Here is a 6,363-nt window from a genome sequence, read left to right on the forward strand (position 1 = left end):
GTTTCCTATCAAAAAGTCTAATAGCCCTTTTAAAAAAAAGTGATGAATCGTGTTTAAAATGTTAACTATTGTTTTGTTGTTGCACCACAACCACAGATGCAGTTTCAACACTGACAGGTTTAGATTTAACCGGATTGATCATAAAGTTAATACCAATCACACACAACGTTAAGCCTAAGATTTTACGAATAATTTTTTCAGGTAAACGTGAACTCACCAATGTGCCCACCACAATTGCTGGAATTGAACCACACAGCAACCAACCCAATAACACATAATCGACGTTACCGGCACTCATATAGCCTAAGCCTGCCACTAAGGTCAGTAACACAGCATGCACCACATCTGAGCCAATAATGCGAATCATCGGTAAATTAGGGAACATCAAAACCAATGCCATAATACCAAAAGCACCTGCACCAACAGATGATAAAGTCACGAATACGCCTAAAACGATGCCCATAAAAATAATTAAGAAACGTTTTTCTTTGGCTTGTGCGCTTAAGTTACTGCGTGATAAATCGGCACTCATATCGAGTTGTTCTTGTGAACGGTAACGATTAAAGAAATTCTCAATGCTGCCACGAAACACAATTGATACACCGGTTAAGGTCAGCATAAAGCCCAGTGCCATGGTAAGTACTGCCTTATAGTGCGTTGATTGGCTTAAGAAATTTTCCAAGACCCAGTGGGTTGCAAAAGAAGCAGGAATACTGCCTACTGCTAACCAAATCACAATTGGCCACACAATATTCATTTTTTTGGCATGCACCAAAGAGCCACAAAATTTAGAAATCGCGGCATAGAGTAAATCTGTACCAATGGCAATGTGTGGTTCGATACGAAATAAACTAATTAAGATCGGGGTCATGAGGGAGCCGCCACCCACACCAGTGACACCCACACAAAAACCGACCAAAACGCCTGCTAAAATAAACTCAACGGGACCAAACATGCTTATATGCCAGATATTAAAAAACGTGCATATGTTATGACTTTTAAAGATAAGTCGTTGTCTTGATTAGTGATTTATTTATGCAAAAAAAAGATAAAGCGTTTGGCTTTGAGGTGCTTGAGTTATTTTTATAAACTGATTCAGTTGTTTATGTACATGAAGTCTTTACTTTTTATGTGCTTTTTTAAACGCATGTAGGGTTTAAAAAACTCAATGGAGTGTTTAAATAAGCATATTACAGCCATTGAGCTTGAGGTTGTTCAGTCAATTTAAGCGTAAATTCAGTGCAAGAGATGTTGATGTTGTAAACCTCTAAATCGGTTAAAGCCACACAATCTTCAAGCAGGTCTATGCTAAAATAAGCCTCTTTTAAACTTGGCTTAAGGAAACAACCTTGCAAAACAAAAAGCTTAAAATTGGCATCGTGGTCGGTGAAGTTTCAGGTGATACTTTAGGTGTCAAGCTGATGCGCAGTTTTCGTGAGCAAGGTATTGATGTTGAGTTTCAAGGGATTGGTGGTCCGCAAATGATTGCTGAAGGCTTTCAGAGCTATTATCCGATGGATGTACTCTCGGTCATGGGTATTGTGGAAGTCTTAAAAGACATTAAGCAGTTATTTGCGGTGCGTGATGGCTTGCTTGAGCGTTGGCAACGTGAACCTGTAGATATATTTATTGGTATTGATGCGCCAGATTTTAACTTACGGGTCTCTAAAAAAATTAAACAATTACAACTACCTATCAAGACGGTGCAGTATGTCAGTCCTTCGGTGTGGGCGTGGCGTCAAGGACGTGTGCATGGTATTAAAGCCAATATTGACTTGGTGCTGTGTTTATTTCCGTTTGAAAAGGCATTTTTCCAACGTTGGCAGGTGCCGGCGGCTTTTGTAGGCCATCCTTTAGCGAGTGAGCTACCGCTTGATAATTCAATACAAGCAGCGAAAGAGGAATTGGGCTTAGATAATCAAGGTAAGCATATTGCGTTATTACCCGGCAGTCGCCGTGGTGAAATTGAGCGTTTAGGGCCTTTGGTCTTGGATGCCGCACAGATACTAATGCAAAAGCATCCAGCGTATGAATTTTTAATTCCAGCCATTAATGACGCACGCAAACAACAAATCGAGGCCTTGTTGGCTCATTATCCTCAAGAAGTACGCGCTAAGATTCAGGTGCTTGAGAATCAGGGGAAAGAATCAAAAGTTGGGCGTCAGGTGATGAATGCTGCCAATATCATTGCTCTAGCTTCAGGAACTGCCACTTTAGAAGCCATGTTATTGCATCGTCCAATGGTGACATTTTATAAGCTGAATTGGCTCAGTTATCATGTGATTAAATTTTTAATTAAGATTCCGTATTACTCATTACCGAATATTATTGCCGGTAAAAAGGTAATTCAAGAACTCATTCAACACGATGCAACCCCTGAAAATTTAAGTCAAGAAATTGAAAAATTAATGCAGGTTGAAGCTGCACAAATTCAAGTCATGCAGCACATCACCATGCATAAACAATTACTTGATCGTAATAGTGAAGATCCGGTGCAGGCTGTTTTGGCATTAATGCCCAATACGGCAACAGCCTGTTAACATAGCTTGAAGGCTAGTGTAGCGCTGTGGCAAATAGTCGCCACATCGCATCAAGACGTTTGTCAAAATCTGCTGTGCCAGCGTAAAGGAGTTCGACATGTAAACTGTCGATCACACCTAAATAGGCTTGGCTTAAATAAGCCAAATCCAAACTTGCTGAGTGTTGGCTTAGAGCCGAGCTGATGTGCGTTTCACAGTGCCTTAAATGCTCGCTATATAAGGCACTAATACTTTGAGCTAAATGCTGGGGTGGCACATAGGCAGTACGCAGCAAAAAGCGAAAATGCAAGGCGTGCTGATAATGCTGCTTTAAGGCATCACAATAACATTGACCCGGCAACTTTTGCTGTTTGGCAAAGCAGTGATCAACAAATTGATTTTCGGCGTTAATTGCGTCGTCAAGCAGCGTTAAAAATAAAGCATCTTTATTGGTAAAATGGGCGTAAATAGATGCTTTACGAATCCCGACCATTTCAGCAATTTGCTGTAAAGAGGCACCATCATAGCCATAGCATACAAAGTGTTCTAATGCGGCGTCACAAATACGTTGTTTTGCCGCAGAACGGACAAGATTTGACATCAACCACCTCTATACATAAGCCGTTTGACGTTTCAGTGCACGATGCACCAACACCAAAATTAACGGACCAATGAGCGCCAATAAACTGACCCAATATAAAGCATGTACTTCTACCAATACTCCAGCAATAGGCGTGGCAATCGAGGCCAGTACCATTGGAATGGCGCCCAATAATGCAGCACTTGCCCCAAGGTTTTGTGCTTGTGAATTCATGGCCAATGCCATAATGGTCGCCTCTAAAATCCCCAAACCCAATAAAGCACAGGCGATCCCACTCACAATGCCAAGCAAGCCAAAACTAAAAAACTCGGCTATTAAGCATACAAAACCGGCAATACTCATGCAAAAAGCGCCTAAATAGGCCAGTTTTGAGAGTGGTATTTTTTTGACCAAATATGCAGATAAAGATGCACCGACAATTAAACTGATACTGGTTAAACCAAACACCAAGCCAAATTGTTCTACACTTAAGCCGTAGTTATTTTGGTAAATAAACGATGATCCCCCGATATAAGCAAATAAGAAGAAAAATACTGCCGACAGCGCCAGCAATTGCAGTAAAAAAAAGCGTTGCTTTAAAATATTGATATAGACCAAAAAGATTGACTTTAATGCAATGCGTTCACGTTGATAGGTTTGTAAGGTTTCTGGAATATTGAACACACTATTGATCATTACCAGTGTGCCTAAGCCTGCCAAAAATAACATAATGCCTTGCCAACCATAATGTGCTCCAATCACTCCACCAATAGCAGGTGCAATGATGGGACCTAGAGCCACAATACTGTTGAGTAGCGCATACAGTTGCGCGGCTTGTTGTTCTTCGGCGACATCACGCACCATACTCATCACCACCACAATGGCAGTGGCCGCACCTAAACCTTGAAATAAACGTGCAGTGATCAGCCATTCTAAACTGGTGGCAATACTGGCCATCCATGCGGCAATCATATAGGTGACTATGCCTAAAATCAGGGGTTTACGTCGTCCATAGGCATCTGACAGCGGGCCAAAAATTAATTGACCTAAGCCCATAGTCATTAAAAAAATGGTCAACGTCCATTGGGTGGCCGCATAAGACACCTTTAAATCAGTGGACATTTGTGGCATAGACGCCAAATACATATCAATTGCAGCAGGGCCTAAGGCCACCACCACTGCCAAAGATAAGGTGAGTTTAAGAGTAACAGCAGGAGCAGACATAAAGTTTTTATACAACCTAACGATAGGTAGGTTATTTTAAACAAGCAGCTTTATTACACAAGCGCTTTATCATCACACAGTCTGTATGTATATATCTGATCTTGTGGATAAAGAAAAATATCAAATGTTAATGAAAATAATTATCAATTAGATTATCATGCGCTGAAATTTAGTCGCCTTTATAATCAGGATGATGCGATGAACACTTTATTTTTGGGGAATCAACCACAGCGCCTACGTGCTTGTATTGGATTGGCGATGTGTGCCCAAGGCATGCAGGCATTTGCAGCACCGACAATACTAGACACCATTGCATTGACAGCTGAAGTTGAACAGCAGGCTTTTCGTGGCAATATGGATTGGGTACGCACAGAAAATGATGCACAAGCCTTACAAATTATTGATCAACAAGATATAGCAAAGTCAGGTGCAAGCAGTATTGATGAGCTGTTACAAAAAACGCTGAGTATGAATAGCGCAGTGGCTAATCATTCTGCCAGTGGTTGGACTGGCAACAGCAGCCAAATGAATCTACGTGGTTTAGGGGCAAGCCATACTTTGGTGTTAATTAATGGTCGCCGTGGCGCAGGGGTTGGAGGGCGAGGGGTATCGGAAAATACCGATCAACAAAATCTCAAAGGCATTCCTTTGGCCGCCATTGAACGTATTGAAGTCTTACCAAGTTCTGCGGCAGCTTTATATGGCAGCAATGCTTTAGGCGGTGTGATTAATGTGGTGTTACGCCGTGACTATGTGGGTACACAAGCCAATCTGCGTTATGACAACAGTGTTCATTCTGATAGTGCGATGACCACCTTAAACCTCACCACTGGCTTTGCACTCGAAGATGGGCGCACCCAAGTTTTACTGACGGCACAACAGCAAACGGCCAATCAACTCAAAGCCCGTGATCGCAGCTTTAAAACCAAACAACGCCAAATTGAACTGACCAATAACCCTGATGCTATTTACGGCATGAACAAGGCTGTAGCAGTCAATCCACCGATGGGTCATTTAACCAATATCCGAACTAAAGATGGTTCAGAATTATTTGCTGGGGCAGGTTCAAGTTATGCTTATGTGCCCAAAGGCTATCGTGGTGCTGCTGAAGGCATTGATGCGTTTAAAGACACCGTAGGACAATATGCCCTAGGGTTAGCCAGTGGTATTGGCAGCGATTCAGGGGCCGCGACCTTGGTGGGTGAGCAAGACAATGAATCCTATAGCTTAAATATCAATCGTGATGTTACCGATCAACTCAATGTCTATTTGGAAGGGGCTTATGAGCGCCAACATATTGCCAGTGCAGGCAACTATCATGGTTTTGGCACGGTAACTTTGGCTGCAGATAATCCTCAAAATCCATTTGATAAAGATATTTTAATTACCTATTCACCTGACTATTCCAATGGTTTAAGCCTACGCAACCGTGAAATGGATGCCACCATGAAACGCATTGCAACAGGCTTTGAATATAAATTGACAGAGGATTGGCGCATCATCGGTGATTATGCATGGAGCAATACCGATAAAAGTATTCGTTATCAACGCCGACCCACCAAAGGCACCAACAAATTCAACGCAGATATTGCCAGTGGTAAACTTGACTTTTTAAAAGATGTGACCAGTTTTGATCTTGATTTAAATCAAGGCTATTGGGCGGTGGCACAAAACGACACCGATCAGACCTTACAAGAGTGGAATCTGCGTGCACATGGCTCACTTGGCACATGGTATGCCGGTGACATTACTTTGGCCACAGGACTGGGCTACACCGACTGGCAAAGTAGCAGCCGTGCTGAACAACAGGCCTTAAATAATCCAAATTTGCCTTTTACCCAAAAAGCGGTAGATAGCCAATCTATCTATGCTGAACTGAATGTACCGTTGGTCTCGCCTGAGCAAGATTTAAACTGGATAAAACGCTTTGATGTACAGATGGCTGCACGTTATGAAAACTATCGTAACCTGAGTTCGATGAAATCCACTTAACCTTTTAGCATATTTTGGAAAGTTGGCTTATTGGGGTTCAAACAATAA

Annotated in this window: 5 protein-coding genes; 2 read left to right on the forward strand and 3 right to left on the reverse strand. The window is 42.0% G+C overall.

Annotated features, from left to right (window positions below; genetic code table 11):
• Positions 1-61 precede the first annotated feature (61 nt).
• Positions 62-955, reverse strand: a complete 894-nt coding sequence (locus tag Q0Z55_RS10805; protein ID WP_297428340.1) for a sulfite exporter TauE/SafE family protein — start codon at positions 953-955, stop codon at positions 62-64.
• Between the two features lie 394 nt (positions 956-1,349).
• Between Q0Z55_RS10805 and lpxB the strand changes: the two genes are divergently transcribed.
• Positions 1,350-2,540: a lipid-A-disaccharide synthase gene (gene lpxB / locus Q0Z55_RS10810; protein WP_297428343.1), complete on the forward strand. Its 1,191-nt coding sequence runs from the start codon at positions 1,350-1,352 to the stop codon at positions 2,538-2,540.
• A 13-nt stretch (positions 2,541-2,553) separates the two neighbouring features.
• Here lpxB and Q0Z55_RS10815 read toward each other — a convergent pair whose 3' ends face one another.
• The gene (locus Q0Z55_RS10815) at positions 2,554-3,120 is read right to left on the reverse strand and encodes a TetR/AcrR family transcriptional regulator (RefSeq protein WP_297428346.1); all 567 of its coding nucleotides are present in this window, start codon (positions 3,118-3,120) and stop codon (positions 2,554-2,556) included.
• 9 nt (positions 3,121-3,129) lie between these two features.
• Positions 3,130-4,323 (reverse strand): multidrug effflux MFS transporter, encoded by a 1,194-nt coding sequence (locus Q0Z55_RS10820; protein WP_297428349.1) that lies wholly within the window; start codon positions 4,321-4,323, stop codon positions 3,130-3,132.
• Positions 4,324-4,521: 198 nt separating this feature from the next.
• Between Q0Z55_RS10820 and Q0Z55_RS10825 the strand changes: the two genes are divergently transcribed.
• Complete coding sequence (locus tag Q0Z55_RS10825) at positions 4,522-6,315, forward strand: TonB-dependent receptor (protein ID WP_297428353.1); 1,794 nt, start codon at positions 4,522-4,524, stop codon at positions 6,313-6,315.
• The last annotated feature ends 48 nt before the right edge of the window (positions 6,316-6,363 follow it).

The organism is uncultured Acinetobacter sp. (genome assembly GCF_947626835.1).
Classification (GTDB): domain Bacteria; phylum Pseudomonadota; class Gammaproteobacteria; order Pseudomonadales; family Moraxellaceae; genus Acinetobacter.

What these genes read in the sequence shown, in the direction of transcription:
- Q0Z55_RS10805 (WP_297428340.1), bottom strand. Translation starts at nt 955, where the DNA reads ATGTTTGGTCCCGTTGAGTTTATTTTAGCAGGCGTTTTGGTCGGTTTT.
- Q0Z55_RS10815 (WP_297428346.1), bottom strand. Translation starts at nt 3,120, where the DNA reads ATGTCAAATCTTGTCCGTTCTGCGGCAAAACAACGTATTTGTGACGCC.
- Q0Z55_RS10820 (WP_297428349.1), bottom strand. Translation starts at nt 4,323, where the DNA reads ATGTCTGCTCCTGCTGTTACTCTTAAACTCACCTTATCTTTGGCAGTG.
- Q0Z55_RS10825 (WP_297428353.1), top strand. Translation starts at nt 4,522, where the DNA reads ATGAACACTTTATTTTTGGGGAATCAACCACAGCGCCTACGTGCTTGT.